20 protein-coding genes and 1 other RNA gene are annotated in these 18,824 nt (G+C 36.3%); 15 read left to right on the top strand and 6 right to left on the bottom strand.

Annotation, left to right across the window (positions count from 1 at the left end; all coding sequences use genetic code 11):
• Positions 1–61 precede the first annotated feature (61 nt).
• The gene (gene glpK / locus AC5YC8_RS05925) at positions 62–1,546 is read right to left on the bottom strand and encodes a glycerol kinase GlpK (protein ID WP_496163881.1); all 1,485 of its coding nucleotides are present in this window, start codon (positions 1,544–1,546) and stop codon (positions 62–64) included.
• A gap of 130 nt (positions 1,547–1,676) precedes the next feature.
• Between glpK and ssrA the strand changes: the two genes are divergently transcribed.
• Together ssrA and AC5YC8_RS05915 are read left to right on the top strand one after the other, a co-directional pair.
• Positions 1,677–2,035: a transfer-messenger RNA gene (gene ssrA / locus AC5YC8_RS05920) on the top strand.
• Positions 2,036–2,219: 184 nt separating this feature from the next.
• Positions 2,220–3,356 carry a tyrosine-type recombinase/integrase gene (locus AC5YC8_RS05915; protein ID WP_496163880.1) on the top strand — a complete coding sequence of 379 codons (1,137 nt, stop codon included), beginning with the start codon at positions 2,220–2,222 and terminating at the stop codon, positions 3,354–3,356.
• Here AC5YC8_RS05915 and AC5YC8_RS05910 read toward each other — a convergent pair.
• The gene (locus AC5YC8_RS05910; protein WP_496163879.1) at positions 3,353–4,102 is read right to left on the bottom strand and encodes a hypothetical protein; all 750 of its coding nucleotides are present in this window, start codon (positions 4,100–4,102) and stop codon (positions 3,353–3,355) included. The genes AC5YC8_RS05915 and AC5YC8_RS05910 overlap by 4 nt on opposite strands.
• A gap of 939 nt (positions 4,103–5,041) precedes the next feature.
• Here AC5YC8_RS05910 and AC5YC8_RS05905 point away from each other — a divergent pair.
• Positions 5,042–5,893 (top strand): YagK/YfjJ domain-containing protein, encoded by an 852-nt coding sequence (locus AC5YC8_RS05905; protein ID WP_496163878.1) that lies wholly within the window; start codon positions 5,042–5,044, stop codon positions 5,891–5,893.
• 192 nt (positions 5,894–6,085) lie between these two features.
• On the opposite strand, the gene AC5YC8_RS05900 is transcribed toward AC5YC8_RS05905, so the two are convergent.
• The 3 genes from AC5YC8_RS05900 to AC5YC8_RS05890 all read right to left on the bottom strand — a co-directional run bounded on the left by AC5YC8_RS05900 (position 6,086) and on the right by AC5YC8_RS05890 (position 7,343).
• The gene (locus AC5YC8_RS05900) at positions 6,086–6,442 is read right to left on the bottom strand and encodes a roadblock/LC7 domain-containing protein (protein ID WP_496163877.1); all 357 of its coding nucleotides are present in this window, start codon (positions 6,440–6,442) and stop codon (positions 6,086–6,088) included.
• Between the two features lie 291 nt (positions 6,443–6,733).
• The gene (locus tag AC5YC8_RS05895) at positions 6,734–7,039 is read right to left on the bottom strand and encodes a helix-turn-helix domain-containing protein (protein WP_496163876.1); all 306 of its coding nucleotides are present in this window, start codon (positions 7,037–7,039) and stop codon (positions 6,734–6,736) included.
• Positions 7,023–7,343: a transcriptional regulator gene (locus AC5YC8_RS05890; protein WP_496163875.1), complete on the bottom strand. Its 321-nt coding sequence runs from the start codon at positions 7,341–7,343 to the stop codon at positions 7,023–7,025. The genes AC5YC8_RS05895 and AC5YC8_RS05890 overlap by 17 nt, the downstream gene beginning before the upstream one ends.
• 310 nt (positions 7,344–7,653) lie before the next feature.
• On the opposite strand from AC5YC8_RS05890, the gene AC5YC8_RS05885 reads away from it, so the two are divergent.
• The gene (locus AC5YC8_RS05885; protein WP_496163874.1) at positions 7,654–8,895 is read left to right on the top strand and encodes a mechanosensitive ion channel family protein; all 1,242 of its coding nucleotides are present in this window, start codon (positions 7,654–7,656) and stop codon (positions 8,893–8,895) included.
• A 362-nt stretch (positions 8,896–9,257) separates the two neighbouring features.
• On the top strand, positions 9,258–9,455 hold the full coding sequence (locus tag AC5YC8_RS05880; RefSeq protein ID WP_496163873.1) for a hypothetical protein: 198 nt from the start codon (positions 9,258–9,260) through the stop codon (positions 9,453–9,455).
• 126 nt (positions 9,456–9,581) lie between these two features.
• Here the strand turns inward: AC5YC8_RS05880 and arsC are convergent, their stop codons facing one another.
• A complete protein-coding gene (gene arsC / locus AC5YC8_RS05875; protein WP_496163872.1) occupies positions 9,582–10,010 on the bottom strand; it encodes an arsenate reductase (glutaredoxin) in 429 nt (142 codons plus the stop codon).
• Positions 10,011–10,092: 82 nt separating this feature from the next.
• On the opposite strand from arsC, the gene AC5YC8_RS05870 reads away from it, so the two are divergent.
• The 10 genes from AC5YC8_RS05870 to AC5YC8_RS05825 all read left to right on the top strand — a co-directional run bounded on the left by AC5YC8_RS05870 (position 10,093) and on the right by AC5YC8_RS05825 (position 18,676).
• The gene (locus tag AC5YC8_RS05870) at positions 10,093–10,407 is read left to right on the top strand and encodes an ArsR/SmtB family transcription factor (RefSeq protein ID WP_496163871.1); all 315 of its coding nucleotides are present in this window, start codon (positions 10,093–10,095) and stop codon (positions 10,405–10,407) included.
• Between the two features lie 4 nt (positions 10,408–10,411).
• Positions 10,412–11,452, top strand: a complete 1,041-nt coding sequence (gene arsB / locus AC5YC8_RS05865) for an ACR3 family arsenite efflux transporter (RefSeq protein WP_496163870.1) — start codon at positions 10,412–10,414, stop codon at positions 11,450–11,452.
• 5 nt (positions 11,453–11,457) lie between these two features.
• A complete protein-coding gene (gene arsH / locus AC5YC8_RS05860) occupies positions 11,458–12,162 on the top strand; it encodes an arsenical resistance protein ArsH (protein ID WP_496163869.1) in 705 nt (234 codons plus the stop codon).
• A gap of 581 nt (positions 12,163–12,743) precedes the next feature.
• Positions 12,744–13,685, top strand: a complete 942-nt coding sequence (locus AC5YC8_RS05855) for an ankyrin repeat domain-containing protein (protein ID WP_496163868.1) — start codon at positions 12,744–12,746, stop codon at positions 13,683–13,685.
• A 645-nt stretch (positions 13,686–14,330) separates the two neighbouring features.
• Entirely contained in the window at positions 14,331–14,627 is a 297-nt protein-coding gene (locus AC5YC8_RS05850; RefSeq protein ID WP_496163867.1) for a hypothetical protein, read from the top strand.
• A 208-nt stretch (positions 14,628–14,835) separates the two neighbouring features.
• Entirely contained in the window at positions 14,836–15,528 is a 693-nt protein-coding gene (locus tag AC5YC8_RS05845; protein ID WP_496163866.1) for a J domain-containing protein, read from the top strand.
• 113 nt (positions 15,529–15,641) lie between these two features.
• Complete coding sequence (locus tag AC5YC8_RS05840; protein WP_496163865.1) at positions 15,642–15,983, top strand: hypothetical protein; 342 nt, start codon at positions 15,642–15,644, stop codon at positions 15,981–15,983.
• Positions 15,984–16,228: 245 nt separating this feature from the next.
• Complete coding sequence (locus AC5YC8_RS05835; protein WP_496163864.1) at positions 16,229–16,417, top strand: hypothetical protein; 189 nt, start codon at positions 16,229–16,231, stop codon at positions 16,415–16,417.
• A 13-nt stretch (positions 16,418–16,430) separates the two neighbouring features.
• Positions 16,431–17,465, top strand: a complete 1,035-nt coding sequence (locus AC5YC8_RS05830; RefSeq protein WP_496163863.1) for a DUF932 domain-containing protein — start codon at positions 16,431–16,433, stop codon at positions 17,463–17,465.
• A gap of 191 nt (positions 17,466–17,656) precedes the next feature.
• The gene (locus tag AC5YC8_RS05825; protein ID WP_496163917.1) at positions 17,657–18,676 is read left to right on the top strand and encodes a YqaJ viral recombinase family nuclease; all 1,020 of its coding nucleotides are present in this window, start codon (positions 17,657–17,659) and stop codon (positions 18,674–18,676) included.
• Positions 18,677–18,824 lie beyond the last annotated feature (148 nt).

The following is an 18,824-nucleotide window of genomic DNA, read 5'->3' as shown; positions in this document are numbered from 1 at the left end:
AGATCTCTGTCATTTCTATTCCAGTAAAAGGACAGAGATCTATCTTCTATTTACTTTACATTCAGATATCAGATTTGGCACGTTTGAGTGCAGTTTTCCAATGTTCTAAATGATTTTCACGTTGATCTTGTTTCATGTTTGGTTCAAAACATCGGTCAAGTTTCCAAGAGGCAGAAATATCTGACAAATCTGTGAATACACCTGCTTTTAAACCTGCCATGGCTGCAGCTCCCCAAGCGGTAGATTCCAACATTTTAGGACGCAAAACAGGTACGTTTAAAATATCTGCTTGGAATTGCATGAGCATATCATTTTGGCTTGCGCCACCATCTACCCGAAGCTCTTTAAGGGGTTGAGCAATGTCAGACTGCATTGCACTTAATACATCTGAAACTTGAAAGGCAATTGCTTCTAAAGCTGCACGAGCAATATGAGCTTTGGTTGTTCCACGTGACATACCACATAAAAGGGCACGAGCATCGCTATCCCAATGTGGAGCACCTAAGCCCGTAAAGGCAGGTACAAGAACAACGCCGTCTGTATGTTCAACAGTAGATGCAAGCTTTTCGATATCACAACTTTTTTGAATAATACCTAAGCTATCTCTGAGCCACTGAACAATTGCACCCGCCATAAATACACTACCTTCTAGTGCATAGGTTGTTTGCCCCTGAGCTTGCCAAGCGAGTGTAGAAAGTAATTTATTTTGGCTATATTGAATGTCATGTCCTGTGTTAAATAACATGAAACAACCTGTGCCATAAGTATTTTTTGCTGTTCCTATTTCAAAACAAGATTGACCAAATAGGGCAGATTGCTGATCTCCCAAAATACCTGTAATAGGAATAGTTGCACCTAATAAGCCTTCGGCTGTGTCTGCAACATAATGGTCTGAATGAATAATTTTAGGTAAAACTGATTTCGGAATATCAAATAATTCGAGTAATTCTTCATCCCAAGACTGGCTTTTTAAATTCATAAGCATAGTTCTAGAAGCATTACTTGCTTCAATCACATGTTCTGCACCTTGGGTTAAATTCCAAATGAGCCAGCTATCAATTGTGCCAAATGCAACATGTCCTTGAGCCGCTAAATTTTTTAAACCATCGATATTTTTTAAAAGCCAAACTAATTTTCCTGCACTAAAATATGGGTCTATTCTTAAGCCTGTTTTTGTTTGTACTAGCTGATTTAAATCTTGTTGAATAAGATCATTACACCAATCTGTCGCTCTACGATCTTGCCAAATGATAGCAGGGGCAAGAGGTTTACCTGTGCGTTTGTCCCAAATGACAGTGGTTTCTCGTTGGTTGGTTAAACCAATGGCTTTAATATCTTTGGCTAAAATTCTTGCATCTGCGAGAGCTTGTTGAACAACGGAAATTTGTGATGACCAAATTTCTTTAGCATCTTGTTCCACCCAACCTGATTGTGGTGTTTGTATGTGTGTTTCACGTTGAGCTGTCGCCTGAACAATGCCGTGTTCATTAAAAATAATTGCACGACTGGATGTCGTTCCTTGATCGAGTGCAAGTAAGTAGCTCATAGAAATGCATTTATAAGATTTGAAGCTTTAAATATTAGCGCAATTTTGTAAATAAACGCATCTAGTTGTGTAAGTGTGTAAAAAACAAGCATTGATTTTGGAGTTTTATGCTATGATGATTGGGTACTTTGGGGATGTTTCTGGCTTCGACGCTGGTGATGAAACTCATAGATGCATGCCGAGAGCGCATTTTCTCTCGTAAATCAAATTTGCATTTTTTAGTCGCAAACGACGAATCATACGCTCTAGCTGCCTAAGGGCAGCTTGTCCGCCTCTCCGAATACTTGTGGTTAGAGAGTCCGACTGAAGCGCACGCACACAAGTCCGTATTAAAGTCACGCCTCGGGGCTTTGTACTAAATTTAGAGGATCGCCTTAGCACCCTGTTCGTCGGGTCGCAACGGGTTAAACTAATTGACGATATCTAAGCATGTAGTATTCTCGAGCGTAATGCTGGCGGACGCGGGTTCAACTCCCGCCATCTCCACCAAAATTCAATTCAGAGATGTTCGACTGAATGTAAAAAAGCCTTTAAACTCAATGTTTAAGGGCTTTTTCATTGGCTGTATTGTCCGATACTATCCTAAGCTGTGTGACCCAATTTTTGCCTTTTGTGGGTAATTATTGGGAAAATTTACCCAATAATTTTTAGTCTAAATAAAGGGTAAATACAGATGAAATTGACTGATACGGAATGTAGAAAAGCACAACCTCAAGAAAAGCGTTATCGTCTTTCAGATGAAAATGGTTTATCACTCTTGGTCACAACAGTTGGACAAAAATATTGGAATGTACGTTATACCGTTCATGGTCAGCGTAAGTCTGAGTCACTCGGTCCATATCCAGAACTAAGTTTGAAGAAAGCAAGGGAGCTTGCACTTGAATTGAAATACAAACATTCCAAGTCAGTCTTATACGAAGACATCAAGCCATTCTTTAAAGAGGTTGCAGAGGACTGGTTTGAGAACCAAAGAGAGACTTGGTCATCTAAGCACATTAGTAATGTACGAGCATCTTTAGATGAGCTTTATATTGTTCTCGCAAACAAACGAATCAATCAAATCCAAGCACCAGAGATATTACAGATCATTAAAAAGATCGAAGCTAGAGGCTCATTAGAGGTGGCTAAACGTACCTTGTCACGTTGCGGTATGGTGATGAAGTATGCAATTGCACATGGATATAGATATGATAATCCTGCAAGTGATTTAGTTTATGCGCTTAAGAATAAAAAAGTGAAGAACTTGGCTTCATTACCTGAAACAGAAATACCAGAATTTTTGAAGCGTATTAAAGCTTATCCAGCAGATGCTCAAACCCACCATGCAATAATTTTGATTATGTTGACAGGTGTTCGAGTAAGTGAGTTGCTGCAAGCATGTTGGGATGAGTTTGATTTAGATATGCGTACATGGGATATTCCTGCTGAGCGCATGAAGAACGGTTTACCCCATCGAGTACCCTTAACGGACATGATGATTGATGAACTTCAAGCACTGCGTCTAACACACAACCAAAATTTGTTGTTTCCACATCGTTTAAATAACAAAGAATCCATGCGTAGTGAATCAATATTAGCTGTGATTAAGCGTTCTGGTTATGCAGGTCGAATGACAACACATGGTTTTAGATCCTTATTTAGTACAGTATTGAATGAGTCTAATCTCTTTAATCCTGATGCTATTGAACGACAACTCGCTCATGTACCCCAGAATCGTATTCGTTCTGCATATAACCGAGCACAGTATTGGGATGAGCGAGTAAAGATCATGGATTGGTATAGTGATAAAGTTAAGAAATGGATGGCTTAATAAACAGGTTTGCCATTCTCATCGCAGAATTGATCTGTATGGGCTTTATGAATAAGTTGCTCCAGCATTGCATTTTCATTCAGGTTATTAATGTTAGCTAAGAGCATTAATTCCTTCTTGGCTTTTTTAGTTAGGGGTAGATGATATGCTTTTTTTCCCTTTCCTTGATCTCTGAATTTTTTCTGTCTCCATGCTTTTTTGATTGTGTCGATTTCTGTTTCATAGAACAGATTGTTGTGGAAATAAGTTAAATCAAAATATAGATTTATGCTTTCTAAATATTCATTATTTGTTGTTGCTGGATTAAGAGCATACGTATTCTTCTTGCTTAAGTATTGATATGCCCATATTAAGAAATCTTCATTCGCTATATATTTTTTTAAATTTTTGTTGTGGTTGATTAGTTTTGAATATCTATAATCAATATCAGTTAAAACAAGCTCTTTGCTTGCTTTTGATAATATGATTTTTTGAATATTAAAAAAGTCATTTAAGTAAAGTTCATCTAAGGCAAAATTAAATTCATAGCTAAAAAAATAATCACTATATTGTGCATATCTCTTTAATAAATTTAAGAGTCTTTTATCCTTTATTATATTTCTAATTTCATTAATGTTAATAAATATATTGAAATTATGCTCATCATAATTTTTGATATTTTGTAATGTTGGATAATCTAAATCTTTAAGCCATATTTCTGAGAGTGTATCGATCTTTTTTAGATCGGGTGCGGTTTTTAATGCCATTCTCATCGTATATATCTTGTCGTTACAGCAACTATTGTTAATCGAATAAATTATGTAATTTACTAAATCAGTTTCCCTATTTTTAAAAGAGTTCAAAAGTTGATTGATAATTTCGGTTTTTTCGTTTTGGTATAACATCGCTATAAAATTCTACAGTAAAGATTAAGTAAAAATAAGTGGGTTATTTTTACGTTTACTACGCTATTTTTATGTAGTTTTTATTTAACTGTTTTTCTTATCGTTTCAAGATGTTTTGGTTTTATTGCCGTGGTGTTTGCGTAGTACTTTCCGTAGATTCATTCTACTTACTGTTATTGATAAACAAGGGTTTAGGGTTAATAGAGTATTACAATGTCTACTTTCATTGCTGTATATTTTTGTTGTATACAAAAAATAAATAAAAATTGTATTCATGATCTAAAATGGGTCTCATGTACAGATCTTTGAGTTGGAAGATAGATCTGATTGGACGATGATTTTTAGGGGCTGTAGGCAAAAGAGAGGTCTTAGTTGTAGTTGGATTTGCTCATTGGAATTACGCCTGATGAATTAACTTTAGCTTGAGTGATTTTTTAACTTTTTCCTGCTGTAAAAGAAATTTTAAGATAGTTGCATTTGGGGATTTATAGGATTAGCTTTATTTATTCGATGGGGTATTAGCAGGTTATTAATATTATTTATATTTAATCTATTATTATCCAGTATTCATTCTGATCTAATACTGAGTGATACTATGATCATTATTAATAGAAGTGAAGGTATTATTAATATAAGTGAAGATATTGAATTCTAGTAATTGTATCTATATCTGTATTAACCAATAGACGAATACTGAAATACATAAAGAATTAAAAAATTACATCATGTGTGTTTGGTATGAAATAAACCAAACACGAGATAATCATGGAAGTTAATCATCAAATGATTCGATCATTGGATATGTTAATTCGTACTGTTGTTAAAAATCAGATTTCAGTAGAAGATTTTATTCAGCAAATTTCTACTATCTCAAAACGATGGCCACTCAAACTAAATCCTGACTATAGCTACAATGCTTCGACTTTAATTGCGAATGAGGCGTTTAATTCTATTTTGACATCAGGTCGAGTGTTTACGCAGAGAGAAGTACATCAAGAATTATATGATTATATTTCTTCACAGCAGAAGCGTATTCAAGCAGAAGATGCATATTACCGAAATTGTGAAAAACAAAATCAAATTACTCTACACCATTACGTTGAACAGCTTCTTAAGCACTATGCACGATTGCTCGTTATACGTGTGGATTTTTCGATTCAAAAAAAATATCAGGCTGAAATTGATATTGAGCAATTTCAGGTCTATTTAAAAGTTATGAATAATCGCTACTCCAATCAAGATGGATGTTTTTCTGATCTACAGGGCTATGCATGGGCGATTGAGGAAGGGGTAGACAAAGGCCTGCATTGCCATACTTTGCTGATCTATGATGGAAATAAACATCAAAAGGATTTTTGGCTTGGATCACAGATTGCCGAGTATTGGACTGAATTAACAGAAGGAAAGGGGTACTGCTTTGTTTGTAATGATCCTAAATATAAGCAGCAATTTGAAGAGCAGGGTACTTTAGGGATTGGGATGATTCATCGTAACAATGCACAAGAAGTATGGAATGCCTTAAATATTGCTCGATATCTAGTGAATCCTGAAAAGGAGTTACAGCATCTTCGTGTTCGCTTGCCTCGAATGCGTACCTTTGGTACGGGGCGATTTGAAATTAAGAAGCGTAGAGGGATTAAAAAGCCTATTTAGTCTCTAAGCTTTTCCGACATGGATACCAGCCTATCAAACCGTCCGCTGAGGAAATTGCAAAACTGCATATTCTAAAGCGGACATTTCTATTTTGGAGTTACATATACATTTCGTATAAGAGATTTTATGTTAAATCAGAAAAATGGGATATGAGCTCCCATTTTTTAACTTCCGAACTATAGGTTCTAAAGTTTAAGAAAAATCTAATTCTTTTTCAAAAGTCTTTAATTCATGTCGAGCCATCGCTAAATTAGCTTTCTGACGATCCAATACAATATATAAGAACAGCATATCATTTGTTTCAAGCGGTCGTATTAAGTGATATTGCTTACCCAAAGTAATCAAAATATCATCAATTTTGTCATTTAGACCTAAAGACTTTCCTACCTTACGTTTAGCACGAATTACTTCTGTATTTCCAGCAGCTGCAAGTTCTAAATCTAGGCCGAATCCAGTAGAAGCTAATGTTAAACCACTTTCACTATCAACTAGTGCTCCAACAATAAAACCATCTATATCATTTAAATTTTCTAAGTTTAATCTAGCCATTGGAAAATATTTCCCTTTTAAATTTATTTGAAAATAGGCATTGAAATTTATTAGCCTAAGTTAAAAATCTCATTTTTATTGATTTAAAACAATGGTAAAAATTTACTTTTAGTCATAAATATATTTAATGAATGGCTTTGTTACACAAATAATTGAAAAATTACACGCTTCTAATTGAACCAAACTCAAGTGACAATTTTGGTATGGGAGGTGTCAGCATTGGACATTTTTATTCGGGAATAACATAAAAATGGGAGCCTTAAGCTCCCATTTTTACTGTGTTTTTTGAAATTATCGAAGAGCCTCTCTGACAAAAGAAGGGTCTTTGATAAACAGCTTAATTAAGGATTGTGCTGCTTTAGATGGCTTACGTACACCTTGTTCCCAGCTTTCTAAAGTACGTACAGATACACCCAAAGTATCGGCAAATTGACGTTGGCTTAACTCTGATTTTTGACGAGCTAAAGCGACATCTGTTTGAGTAATCGTATAAGTTTTTACGGGAGTATTGGCAAGCATTTCACCGACAGCCATAAGTAACTCAGCGCCAATATCTCGTTCCGCATCACGGCTTTCAATATTATTTAAGTGATTCATTCAGCTTCTCCACTAAAGCACGTAGTACTTTTTTATCGAGTTGATCAACAGCAGATTTTCCATAAATGGTGAGTAACCATATTTGTCCGTTAGCTAAACGGTTGTAATAGGTCACTCGGACTCCACCGCTTTTTCCTGTTTTACCAGATCCCCAACGAACTTTACGTATTCCACCTGAGTTAGGTTCTACATCTCCAACCTCAGGATTGGAAGCAAGAAAAACTTTAAACTCGTTGTACTCTTTTTCTGTCCAATAGTCTGAATAAAACTTACTGAACAAAGACGTCTCACATATTGTATACATCAAGCTTCCATAATATCTACTACTATGTAGTAATTTTACTGTACTACATAGTAGTACTTAATCAATAATTTTTTGGAATTTCGTATAATACCCATTATGTTAAATAAATTATTATTCATAAGTATTTGTATATTAATATTAAAAACAGCTCTAAATATTCTTAGTGCGATAGAACTTAAATAGGAGCTTTCAATTTGTTAATTTAGTCTTTTTAACCTCAATATTGAATAGAAAATATTCTAGATAGGTTCTTAGTAAGTTTTAAGTTATAAATGTAAAAATCACATCTAAATAGTAGAGAGAGTATGTTTTGCAAGATTTAATTTTTATTAAAAACATTCAAGAATGGTCTGATCAATATCCTTGGTTAGAAATGCTTACATCATTAAGTATTCTTATTGTTGTTGCCGTTATAGCAACTTTTGTTGCAAAACAATTTATTGTTAAAGGAATACGTAAAGTTATCTACAAAATTTCAGCAGGTAGGAGTGATATTGTTGCACAATATAGTGTAATTAGGCGTATTTCTAATATTGTTCCTGCTCTAATTATTATGAACGGAATTGTGACAGTTCCGCATCTATCAGATCGAGCAGAAAGCTTTATTCAAGTAGGTGCTCAAGCTTTCATTTTTTTAACGATTGCATTAGCTATTGCCGAATTTTTAAATATTTTTAATATCATTTATGAAAAAAATCCACATTCACGAAATAAGCCAATTAAAGGTTATCTTCAATTAATAAAACTTCTTGTTTTTGTTGTATGTGGATTGATGGTTATCGGAACATTTTTACAAAAAGATGTTTTTACATTACTTGCTGGCTTTGGTGCAATGGCCGCAGTATTAATGTTAGTTTTTCAGAATACAATTTTATCTTTAGTTGCTTCTGTTCAAATTGCATCTTATAACATGGTTCGAATAGGAGACTGGATTGAGATGCCATCTTTGAATGCTGATGGAGATGTAATTGATATTTCATTACATACTGTTACTGTTCAGAATTGGGATAAAACACTAACCACTATTCCAACGAATAAGTTGATTACAGATACATTTAAAAACTGGCGTGGTATGCAAAATACAGGAGCACGACGAATTAAGCGCTGTTTATTGATCGATCAAACTACAGTGCGCTTCATGACTAAAGAAGAGCAAAAAAAACTTAAAGAATTTCTTTTACTAGATCAGTATCTAGACTTGAAAGAAGAAGAGCTTGAAAAATTTAATAATCAATTAATAAATCAATCAAAATCTAACCATAGACGATTAACAAATTTAGGCACTTTTCGTGCTTATGTTGAATTTTATCTAAAACAACATCCAGGTATTAGCAAAACTCAAACTTTAATTGTTCGCCAGTTAGAACTAACTAGTGAAGGCTTACCACTCGAAATATATACGTTCACTAATACCACAGTATGGAAAGAGTATGAGAGTATTCAATCAGATATTTTTGATCACCTCATTGCAATTTTGCCAGAGTTTGGTTTAGGCCTATATATGGCACCATCAAGTAATGATTTAAGAAAACTATTTGAAACTAAGTGTTAGTTTAAGAAATAAATTTTAGAAATTTATGGTTGAAAAATAAAGATTATGTCGTCTTAATATATTAAGGAAACCCAAAATTAACATAATACACGTTATACGAAGTTCTAAAAATGAATTTATGGCACTGATTTTTATGTATTTTTAAAAGTTTAAAGCCTAGGCCAGTGTCTAGGCTTTTTTATTTCGTATAACAGCCATTATGTTAAGTGGATAGTGAATTGGTGGAAAATTCACTCTTTGCTTTGAGAAAAGCTTGCAGATCCTTTTCTAATTTGTAATCCTTGCCACCAAGGGTGTCTAGCTAAGCTAAGGCAGGTGTTTGTTGTAGTCGGGCCGCTACAATGTTGATAAAGAGCACCTGTATGTTTAATTTCAAGAGTTTTAATAAAGTCTCTACGGAAGTATTGACGATAAAAAATGACCTTCAGCTTAATTCTGAGCTGCAATTAATCAATAAATATAAAACTTCTACTTCTGAAGACTATAGACAAGCTATTGTTTTGATCTTTAAAGAACGGGGTTATACCAGATTAGAAATAGGTCAATTATTCGAAAGATAAATTTATAGTTTTCTATAATTAGTATGATACACACTATTTGAAATCGAAAACGGGAGTTATAAGCTCCCATTTTTAATAATTTTTTTTAAATCTTGTATAATGCTCAATAGATTAAATAGGTTATTTTTACTTAATTCGTTGTCCACTTTTATCAATGATCATTTCACCGTCCTCTTTGCTAAGAGCTCCTAATTGAGGTGCAGACAAAATATCTAAAACGAGTTCAGATGGTCTACATAGTTTTACCCCCAGTTCAGTCACGACAAATGGACGGTTAATTAAAATTGGATACTCCAGCATAAACTGAATAAGTTGCTCATCTGTCCAGTGCTGCTGATCCAACTTGAGCGTTTCAAAAGGTTCCACGTTTTTGCGAATAGCTTCACGTACAGAGAGACCTGATTTCTCAATTAAATTAATGAGTTCACTTTTACCTGGAGGGTTGAGAAGATATTCAATAATTTCGGGTTCTTCTCCGGTATTTCTAATTAGCGCCAGTGTATTTCTTGATGTTCCACACGCTGGATTATGATAGATCTTAACTTTTGATGACATTGGACTTACTCAGGATTTAATAATATTGCATTTATATATGGATATTCGTATATTCGCAATAGCGTATATTGGAGTATAGATTATGGATCAAGCAGATTTCTTTAAATGCCTATCTGACCCGACACGTCTAGATATTTTAAAAATTATTTTAGAAAGACAAAATGTATGTGTTTGTGAAATTACAGAGATATTACAACTGAGCCAACCTAAAATTTCTCGTCACTTGGCTTTACTTCGTAACCTTTCAATTTTGCTAGATGAGCGCAAGGGACAATGGGTGTATTACCGATTAAATCCTGATTTACCAGAATGGGTAAATGCAGTTCTCAATGTTTTGAATGATGAAGTACTGAATACACCTGCGAGCAATTTATCTATCTCTATGCAATGCGAGTAATTCAATGTCCGCATCAAAGCTCTCATTCTTAGATCGAAACCTAACTCTATGGATTTTCATTGCCATGGCATTAGGCGTATGTATAGGGGTGTTTTTCCCTCAAACATCTGTTGTATTATATAAATTAAGCATTAATACAGTGAATATCCCTATCGCAATAGGGCTTATTTTGATGATGTATCCACCACTTGCCAAAGTTGACTATGCAACCTTGCCTAAAGTCTTTGAGGATAAGCGTACCCTTACATTATCTCTTGTTCAAAACTGGATCATCGCACCTTGCTTAATGTTTGCTTTGGCAATTATTTTTTTACATGCCTATCCTGAATACATGACTGGTCTAATTCTCATAGGCTTAGCCCGATGTATTGCGATGGTCCTCGTCTGGAATGGTCTGGCATGTGGCGATAATCAATATGTTGCTGCCTTAGTTGCATTTAATAGTATCTTCCAGATCTTGTTCTTTAGTACTTATGCTTGGTTGTTTTTGACTTTCTTACCGCCATTCTTTGGGGCAGAAGCACAAATCATTGATGTAAGCTTTTGGACTATTACCCATGCTGTTCTAGTTTATCTAGGTATTCCATTCTTACTTGGTTTTTTAACCCGGCTGATTTTAGTCAAACAGAAAGGTTTGGATTGGTATCAAACTAAATTTATCCCAAAAATTAGCCCAATCAGCCTCATTGCACTTTTATTCACGATTATAGCCATGTTCAGTCTTAAAGGTGGTGAAGTGATTAGCCTTCCTCTAGACGTGCTTAGAATCGCTATTCCTTTGACGATCTATTTTGTTGCAATGTTCTTCATTAGCTTCTTTATGAGTAAGTGGATGGGCAACGATTACCCTAAAACGACTGCTATTTCCTTTACTGCGGCAGGCAACAATTTTGAATTAGCACTGGCCGTAGCGATTGCCACTTTTGGATTAGCTTCTCCTGTAGCCTTCACCACCGTGATTGGCCCATTGGTTGAAGTACCTGTATTGGTTGCCTTAGTGACAGTTTCACTATGGCTTAGAAAAAAAGTGTTTAAAGAGGTATGAATCTAATGAACTTACCAAATATTGATCTTAGTCTTTTAGAAAAACCGACTTTAGAAAAAATTCAGGCAAAGAACCTTGACCATCCTCCAAGAATACTGCTTCTGTATGGCTCAAATCGTGATAGATCCTATAGCCGTTTAGCTGTTCAGGAAGCTGGTCGAATCCTTGAATATTTTGGTGCGGAGGTGAAAATCTTCCATCCAAAAGGACTACCTCTCCCTGAAGATGGTGATATGCAACATTCAAAGGTTAAAGAACTACATGAACTCTTAGCGTGGTCAGAGGGCATGGTTTGGTGCTCTCCCGAGCGTCATGGCTCAATGAGTTCGATATTGAAAGCTCAAATTGATTGGATTCCATTAGCAGCAGGAGCAATACGTGCCACGCAAGGTAAAACCTTAGCTGTAATGCAAGTATGTGGCGGCTCTCAGTCATTTAATGCAGTAAATCAGTTACGTATTTTAGGCCGTTGGATGCGTATGATTACGATACCAAATCAGTCCTCAGTTCCTAAAGCATTTCTTGAGTTTGAGGAAGATGGTCGTATGAAACCTTCTTCTTATTACCGTAGGATTGTAGATGTAATGGAAGAGCTTTATAAATTTACACTTTTAACCAGGGGGCAATCAGCATATCTAACTGATCGTTACTCTGAACGTGTAGAAAGTGCGGGAGAGCTTTCAAAACGTGTGAATCAGAAGAGTATTTAGATTTCCTAAAATTAACATAATACGAATTATGCGAACTGAATTTTAAACAATAAAAAACCCCAACATCCTGTCGGGGTTTTTCGTATTCCGTTCTTGGTACGACATCCTGTTGTACCTCACATTCCTTGCGTTAGAACATAAAATTCCTTTTTACGTTCTGGAACATCCTGTTCCTGATGTATTAATCATATGAACTTTCAAGTATTGGAACTAGTAGCCATATACTGGAATTAATGTGAGCAAATGCTTACAAAGTTGGCTAAAAATTATCCCGGTTTTATCCGCAGAAATTGGGGATATTTTTTGCCCTGGCAAGTCCGGGAACATTGAGAAAAGTTTTAGTTTGATTAAAAAATGATCAATTTTATTGGCGGAATATATCAAAACTGTTCATAAAAAAGCCGACTTGTTTCCAGGTCGGTTTTTTGCTGTTTTTTAAGTCGGTCAAAAATTTTTAACTATATGAAAAACAAGGGTTTTATAAAGCGCGTTTCGTATAAGCGCCATTATGTTAAATGGTATCAATATTCGAGAAATTTTCTTTTATACTAAATGAAAATTTATGATATTTGACTCAACTTATGAATCCAACAATCGAGACAATTTTAAGAAAATTAGACAGCTTAAAGCTCACTCAAGATTTTTTCTTTGTGATGAATAAAACCACTCATTTAAGGTATGCAACTATTTATGAAACAGATGGAATAGGATTCAGAAATCTAGGGAATGCTGAAGATATATTTCAAGAAATACATGATCTTATGGATAATGATGAATTAGATAATGGCATCTACAGTTATTATTCTATTGATAAAAAAATAATCCACCACACTAACTACAATCCTGAATTATTTTGGGATGATGCAATGGAATTAGTCCTATATCAAACTTATGGAGTAATTCCATTTGATACTGAACGAAAAGCTCAATTAGAAGAAAGCCTTTCACAAGAAAAAATCAAGAAAACGCTTGTATATGCCTGTTATCTTAATTTAGTAGATGAAATAGATTTGTTACTTTCAAAAAAAATAAGTAAAGGTGAATTAAATAGAAATCTTAAAGGAATAGGAACACCTTTAGGTTTGAGCATTCAGGAAAATAATACTGATTTAGCTAAAAAGCTCTTAAAGCTTGGTGCAGATCCAAAGAAAAAATCATTTGCCTACACACCACTTGAATTGGCATTTAGATATTCAGATGAAATGGTTTTTTATTTTTTCGATCATTTTAAAGAGTATTTTATTAAGACAGTGACACAAAAAGGCTTAGCTATTGCGGGACTTAATCAGAACGCTGAAATTTATAAATTACTGATAAATTTAGGTTGTGACCCATTAGGTAAAGATCCAGTTTTCCAAATGCCACATGTTTTCGTAGATTATAATAATTTATACGGATTGCAGTTCTTAGCTGAATATGGGATAGATATGAGACATAAAAATAAATACAAGGAAACAGCTTTTGAAAGAGCACAGAAACAAGGGAAAACTGAATTAATAGACTATTTAGAAGCTTTTAATTAGTTTTCCTAAAATTAACATAATACACGTTATACGAAATGATGTGAGTTAGTTGTTATTTTTCATCATGTTATCTATGTTTAAAAAGCCCACTTCCCATTGAGTGGGCTTTTTCTTTGTTTTGAATGGTTCCACGCTTAATATCTAAACAATGTTCCACGATTTAATTTAGATAATCTCAATAATTAAAAATTTATATTGAATCGCTCTTATATTAAAACGCTTGCACTTGACGAGTCGTAGTTGGCTCATTATCCTTTGCGGTGCTGACCACATTGTCAGTCGGTTTTAGCAGGCCGTTTTACACAAGCACACCAAAAATGTATTTTTTTGGTGAGTACCCTCGTGCTCCCTCTGCGGTAGAACGGGAGGGGGACACCTTCGGGTGTGCTGATTCTTGTGTATCAGTCTGCTAACCCCTTTTCGTTCTGCCACCATTATTTAGCAGTGATGCGGTAGAACTTCTTATTACACAAGGAGTCCGCCATGCGCACCTCATTCTTTTTCTCTTTTTTTGATTCCATACCTTCATCATGGCTTCGATGTTAATTCACTGAAGTTTTTAAAATCTTGTTGGCTAATGGCATGAGTTTTATCTTTTTTGCTGAAGTCACCATAAAAAAATAATCATGATTTATAGGTGTGAAGATGCATCCATCTTTTTTGTCGGTAAAAACTTTACCGCGTTTTTCTGTACGTATTGTTTCTATATTTGTTTCCGCTGTTTTACTTTCAGCCTGCGCCCCTAAAATCGAACGGCAGTTTAAACAAGGCTGTAAAGATGCAGGGGGGAATAAGGCGTTCTGTTCATGTGTCTACACTAAGTTAGATGCACATTACGGTACACAGACCTTAAAAGACATTGAAGATATTCATAAAGTACCTGCGGACTTTAATGAACGGGGTTCAGCGTACACGCTGCAATGTCTCAATAAATTGAAATAAAAAAATAACTTCACGTATTTAGGATTTAAAAAAAATGAGAAATATGATTGGTTTCTACTTTGTTGTGGTCTTCATCTATTGGTTTTATTTAATCTATAACTATCCAGATTTGTACTCTAAAGCATTTTTATTTGGTAAAGCCCTGACATGGCCTTTTCAACTACTCGGATCGATCTTTTAAAGATCAATCCTGAACAGAAGAGGATCTATGATGACTGCAATGGCGATTCAATATTTTTTACAAGAGACGGCTTTGGGACATCAACTCAAAGCCGAAGAATGTATTTATATCGCACCAGATATTCCACATAAAAAGTTATTAGGTGCACAGTACTATTTACCACCGAACATAGAACGTTCAGAGATACTTTTAGTCTTAGATGACACTTTATTTGGCAGTGCGAAAGCAGGCTTAACCCTGACTGAATCAGGATTATTTTATCGTCCTGACTTTGGTTCGATGTGTTATTTCCCTTTTTATGCCTTAAAAAAAGCAGAGGCTCATTTGGGTGTACTGAATCATGACTTGATTCTAAATCAGGGGATTGTACTGAATTTGGTTCAACCTTCTCGGCAGGGCATTACGCTTTTTGCACAGCTCCTGAATAGCTTCTTAGTGCAACTACATGGCAAGGCACAATCTTCATCACAAAGCGAAGACCATTCAGTGCATGAGGATGGGGCAATGTCGATTGCCCAAGCCTTTGCCTTACTCAAGCTTGACCCAAAGCAATTAAATCGTATGAGTTTAAAGCAAGCTTACCGTAAACAAATTGCAGACTTTCATCCTGATCTGTATCAGCAATTGCCAACAGCAGTTCAAGTGTTACTGATTGAGCATGCACAAAAGCTCAATCAAGCACGTGATCTCCTGCAAGATGAGTTAACAACATCAGAATAAAGCAATTTCAAATACATATTACCAAGATGAAAGCAGCCTGATGAATTCAGGCGAGGGACTCATCTTATTCAGCGAGAGATTCAACAATGAAAATATTCATTCGCACCTTTTTTATGATTTTATTATCAATTGGTACTTTAACCGCATGTGGTTCAACATCCTCATCTTTAGATCCAGATACCTTTAGTGTGCAAACTTCAGTAGAAGACACCAGTAACTGGTGGGCAGGTTATCAAACCGCTTCAGTACTGATTATTCGTTCCAATGTTCCCGAGCAAGTAGATGTCACTAATGTCACCGTGAATAATGGACAGTGTACTTATCAGCATATGGATTTCCCACGTTACTTCCAAATGGGGCAGATGTTGAAGTTACAACTGAAGTGTCATGTCAGTAATGTGGTGCGTGTAGAAATCGAAACCACTGAAGGTACACTCAGTTACAGCTTTAACTAAGCTTAATTTAACTTTATTCAATTCAACTTAACTTCAGTCACCACTGTTATCTAAGCCATGTCCTTTCGGGGGCATGGCTTTTTTTATGGTTTTATATCGGAATAACTACAATGAAATATTGTCCATATTGCGGATCAGAGCAACTGATTCGTATTGATCGACTGTCTACTGGGAATGCCCATCCATCCAGCAGCTTATTTTCTTCAGCCACCATTACAGCAATATGTACTCAGCTTGCACGAGGGATGAAGATCCCGCCTTTAATTGGTACAGCTGTGGGGATTGTGGTGAGTGGGGTAGCCATCGCGATTCAAGAACACCTCACCCCAAAGAAACTGCCTGATTTGCTATCCGTGATGCTATGCACTGATTGTCAGCAAAGTTTCGATTATCCGAATCCAGATCAACCCTTTAATACCCATACGACAAGCTAAGGAGAACATCATCATGGCACATCATATTGAACACATGGCTTATGTGGGTGATACCCCTTGGCATGGTCTAGGCAATCAGCTTATACAAAAACAACCGATTGAAGTCTGGGCACAACAAGCAGGAATGGATTGGCGGATTGAATCTTCTGATGTCAGTTATATGGCCAAGAACCAACGTGGGCAAAGCATCATCATGCCCTTTGAAGAGCAACGTGTGCTGTATCGTTCTGATACCCATGCACCCTTATCGGTTGTCAGCCAACGCTATCAAGAAGTACAGCCGATTGAAATCCTCGAATTTTATCGAGATTTGACTGAGCAATCAGGCTTTGAGTTAGAAACCGCAGGGGTATTAAAAGGCGGTAAGAAGTTGTGGGCTTTAGCACGAACAGGACAATCCACCGCTTTAAAAGGCAAAGATGTCAGTAACGGTTATATTCTTCTCGCCACTGCATGTGATGGTAGTTTAGCAACCACGGCTCAATTTACCTCAATTCGTGTGGTGTGTAATAACACCTTAGCGATCGCACTGAAAGGTGCGAATGCCAGTGCAGGTGTGGTGAAAGTCCCACATAGCACGAAGTTTGATGCTCAAAAGGTTAAACAACAATTGGGTATTTCAGTGAATAGCTGGAATGAACATATGTATGAAATGAAACAACTAAGCCAGCGTAAAGTATCACAGCAAGAAGCTGCTGCTTATTTCGATTCTGTATTTAATAACAGCACGATGCTTGATGCTGAAGAGAACATTATTCAGTTCTATCGCCAGGTTGCCTCATCAAATGTTCAGAACCAAGCCAATAAAACAGAACCGAATGGCAGAGCGATGACCAAAGCGATGAACATGTTTAATGGTCAAGGGCGAGGAGCAGAGTTGTCTTCAGCTAAAGATACCGCTTATGGCTTGTTATGTGCGATGACGGAATTTGTAGATCATGAACGTCGAGCCATGAGTACTGATCACCGTTTGGATTCTGCGTGGTTTGGGGCAGGTGCTGGATTAAAACAACGTGCCTTAGACAATGCTTTACAGCTTATAGCCTAAGCAGAAATCTATCCTTTCACTTCAGATTTAAAACGCCTGAATTATTCAAAATTAACATCAATGCACATGACATATCACAACCTGTCTGACGAAAGTCAGGCAGGTTTTTTTATGTCGTTTGTTTCACTGCATACAACGATGAGGAAAGAATCATGAATCAAAACAATCTCTCTATTCAATCACAGCCCGTCATTTCATCAGGTGCTGTTCTTTCAGAATTGATTACGCATAAAAAAGCCAATGCAGCGAAACGCTTAGTCAATACAAAAAACATGGCCTATCAAGATTGGTTAAATATCCGTAAACAGGGGATCGGCAGTAGTGATGCAGCCACTGCTTGTGGTTTAAATCCCTATATGTCGATGCTTGAACTGTGGATGATTAAAACAGGACGCCAAATACAATCCATTGAAGATGAAAGTACAGGTGTTGCACCCTTGTATTGGGGTAAACAACTTGAACCTTTAGTGGCTGAGTATTACAGCATGCATACCCATCATAAGGTACGTCGAGTCAATGCTGTGTTACAGCATCCTGACTCTGACAAATCTTTTATGTTGGCAAATCTTGATTATGCTGTGGTGGGCAGTGATGAGGTACAAATCCTAGAATGTAAAACCGCAGGAGAACACGGGGCTAAACTCTGGCGAGATGGTGTTCCCTTATATGTATTGTGTCAGGTACAACATCAATTGGCTGTCACAGGAAAACAAGCCGCACATGTCTGTGTACTGCTGTGTGGTCATGAAACCAAAATCTTTAAAGTCTCACGTGATGAAGCGGTGATTGAACAGATCATTCAAGCAGAGCGTTATTTCTGGGAATGTGTTGAATGGGATACTCCACCTGCTGTGGATGCAAGTACCTCTGCTGCCAAAGCCATTCAACATCTGTATCCCGTGCATATCCCACTTTCAGTAGAAGATCTATCTGCACAATCTGAAGCCAATCAACTATTTGAACAGTTGCTTCAAAGTAAGCAACAGATTGACGCTCAACAAGAGATCTTTGAGCAAAGTAAACATCAGATTCAAATGCTGATGAAAGATGCCGAGCGAGCTGTGTTTCAAGCTGGTTCTGTGGTGTGGAAACGTGCCAAAGACAGTACACGTTTAGACAGTAAAGCACTCCTCAAAGCACAGCCTGAATTATTAACCCAGTACCCACTGCATAAGACAGGTAGTCGTCGCTTCAATATCTATCTTGATTGATTCAGCTCAAGAGCTCGCCAACCTTAAACACACAGCAAAGCCATCCCGTTGTGTCCTTCCTCCATCACGGAGGAAGGACGAGGAACAGCTTTGCTTCTTCAACATGCCTCAAAAAGAAAGAAATGCAGAACTTTTTCGTCTTTTAGGA

The sequence above is a fragment of the Acinetobacter sp. FY731 genome (assembly GCF_059515905.1).
The sequence above is the reverse complement of the archived record's forward strand: the minus strand, read 5'-3'. Positions and strand labels throughout refer to the sequence as shown.